The sequence below is a fragment of the Guptibacillus spartinae genome, from assembly GCF_028610625.1.
GTDB classification, from domain to species: Bacteria; Bacillota; Bacilli; order Bacillales; family Guptibacillaceae; genus Guptibacillus; species Guptibacillus spartinae.
Genome location: NZ_JAQQWU010000034.1, coordinates 1 through 2,952 on the forward strand (window position 1 = coordinate 1; position 2,952 = coordinate 2,952).

1 rRNA gene is annotated in these 2,952 nt (G+C 53.3%); it reads left to right on the forward strand.

Annotated elements, in window-relative coordinates:
- Window positions 1-24: 24 nt before the first annotated feature.
- A 23S ribosomal RNA gene (locus tag PQ511_RS23505) occupies window positions 25-2,952 on the forward strand; the annotation flags it as partial.

Consider the following 2,952-nt stretch of genomic DNA (forward strand, 5'->3'; position numbering starts at 1 on the left):
GGCAGCAATGCCTAACAAATCGAAGGTTAAGCTACTAAGGGCGCACGGTGGATGCCTTGGCACTAGAAGCCTAAGAAGGACGGGACGAACACCGATATGCTTCGGGGAGCTGTAAGTACGCTTTGATCCGGAGATTTCCGAATGGGGGAACCCACCATCTTTAATAGGATGGTATCCATTTCTGAATACATAGGGAATGGAAGGCAGACCCGGGGAACTGAAACATCTCATTACCCGGAGGAAGAGAAAGCAAATGCGATTTCCTGAGTAGCGGCGAGCGAAACGGAATCAGCCCAAACCAGAGGGCTTGCCCTCTGGGGTTGTAGGACGTCTCTTTGGAGTTACAAAGGCACGGATAGACGAAGCGACCTGGAAAGGTCCATCAGAGAAGGTAACAATCCTGTAGTCAAAATCCGCTGCCCTCCGAGACGGATCCTGAGTACGGCGGGACACGTGAAACCCCGTCGGAATCCGGGAGGACCATCTCCCAAGGCTAAATACTCTCTAGTGACCGATAGTGAACCAGTACCGTGAGGGAAAGGTGAAAAGCACCCCGGAAGGGGAGTGAAAGAGAACCTGAAACCGTGTGCCTACAACTAGTTGGAGCCCGTTAATGGGTGACAGCGTGCCTTTTGTAGAATGAACCGGCGAGTTACGATCCCGTGCAAGGTTAAGCCGAGAAGGCGGAGCCGCAGCGAAAGCGAGTCTGAATAGGGCGAAATAGTACGTGGTCGTAGACCCGAAACCAGGTGATCTACCCATGTCCAGGGTGAAGTTCAGGTAACACTGAATGGAGGCCCGAACCCACGCATGTTGAAAAATGCGGGGATGAGGTGTGGGTAGCGGTGAAATGCCAATCGAACCTGGAGATAGCTGGTTCTCTCCGAAATAGCTTTAGGGCTAGCCTCGCGGCAAGAATCTTGGAGGTAGAGCACTGATTGGACTAGGGGTCCTTACCGGATTACCGAATCCAGTCAAACTCCGAATGCCAACGATTTATCCGCGGGAGTCAGACTGCGAGTGATAAGATCCGTAGTCGAGAGGGAAACAGCCCAGACCACCAGCTAAGGTCCCAAAGTATACGTTAAGTGGAAAAGGATGTGGCGTTGCTTAGACAACCAGGATGTTGGCTTAGAAGCAGCCATCATTTAAAGAGTGCGTAATAGCTCACTGGTCGAGTGACGCTGCGCCGAAAATGTACCGGGGCTAAACGTATCACCGAAGCTGTGGATTGTCTTACGACAATGGTAGGAGAGCGTTCTAAGGGCTGTGAAGTCAGACCGAAAGGACTGGTGGAGCGCTTAGAAGTGAGAATGCCGGTATGAGTAGCGAAAGACAAGTGAGAATCTTGTCCGTCGAAAGCCCAAGGTTTCCTGAGGAAGGCTCGTCCGCTCAGGGTTAGTCGGGACCTAAGCCGAGGCCGAAAGGCGTAGGCGATGGATAACAGGTTGATATTCCTGTACCACCTCCTTTCCGTTTGAACGACGGGGGGACGCAGAAAGATAGGGAGAGCGCGCTGCTGGAAATGCGCGTCCAAGCGATTAGGCTGGTGAATAGGTAAATCCGTTCACCGTGAAGGCTGAGTCGTGATGGCGAGGGAAATTTAGTACCGAAGTCCTTGATTCTACGCTGCCAAGAAAAGCCTCTAGTGAGGAAAGAGGTGCCCGTACCGCAAACCGACACAGGTAGGCGAGGAGAGAATCCTAAGACGATCGGGAGAACTCTCGTTAAGGAACTCGGCAAAATGACCCCGTAACTTCGGGAGAAGGGGTGCTTCCTCGGGTTTATAGCCCAGGGGAGCCGCAGTGAAAAGATCCAAGCGACTGTTTAGCAAAAACACAGGTCTCTGCAAAGCCGTAAGGCGAAGTATAGGGGCTGACACCTGCCCGGTGCTGGAAGGTTAAGAGGAGGGGTTATCCCTTACGGGAGAAGCTCTGAATCGAAGCCCCAGTAAACGGCGGCCGTAACTATAACGGTCCTAAGGTAGCGAAATTCCTTGTCGGGTAAGTTCCGACCCGCACGAAAGGTGCAACGACTTGGATACTGTCTCAACGAGAGACCCGGTGAAATTATAGTACCTGTGAAGATGCAGGTTACCCGCGACAGGACGGAAAGACCCCATGGAGCTTTACTGTAGCCTGATATTGGATTTTGGTACAGCTTGTACAGGATAGGTAGGAGCCATAGAAGTCGGACCGCCAGGTTCGATGGAGGCGTCGGTGGGATACTACCCTGGCTGTACTGACATTCTAACCCAGCACCGTGATCCGGTGCGGAGACAGTGTCAGGTGGGCAGTTTGACTGGGGCGGTCGCCTCCTAAAATGTAACGGAGGCGCCCAAAGGTTCCCTCAGAATGGTTGGAAATCATTCGCAGAGTGTAAAGGCACAAGGGAGCTTGACTGCGAGACCTACAAGTCGAGCAGGGACGAAAGTCGGGCTTAGTGATCCGGTGGTTCCGCATGGAAGGGCCATCGCTCAACGGATAAAAGCTACCCTGGGGATAACAGGCTTATCTCCCCCAAGAGTCCACATCGACGGGGAGGTTTGGCACCTCGATGTCGGCTCATCGCATCCTGGGGCTGAAGTAGGTCCCAAGGGTTGGGCTGTTCGCCCATTAAAGCGGTACGCGAGCTGGGTTCAGAACGTCGTGAGACAGTTCGGTCCCTATCCGTCGCGGGCGCAGGAAATTTGAGAGGAGCTGTCCTTAGTACGAGAGGACCGGGATGGACACACCGCTGGTGTACCAGTTGTTCCGCCAGGAGCATAGCTGGGTAGCTACGTGTGGAAGGGATAAGTGCTGAAAGCATCTAAGCATGAAGCCCCCCTCGAGATGAGATTTCCCACAGCATTAAGCTGGTAAGATCCCTTAGAGATGATGAGGTAGATAGGTTCGGGGTGGAAGCGTGGCAACACGTGGAGCTGACGAATACTAATCGATCGAGGGCTTAACC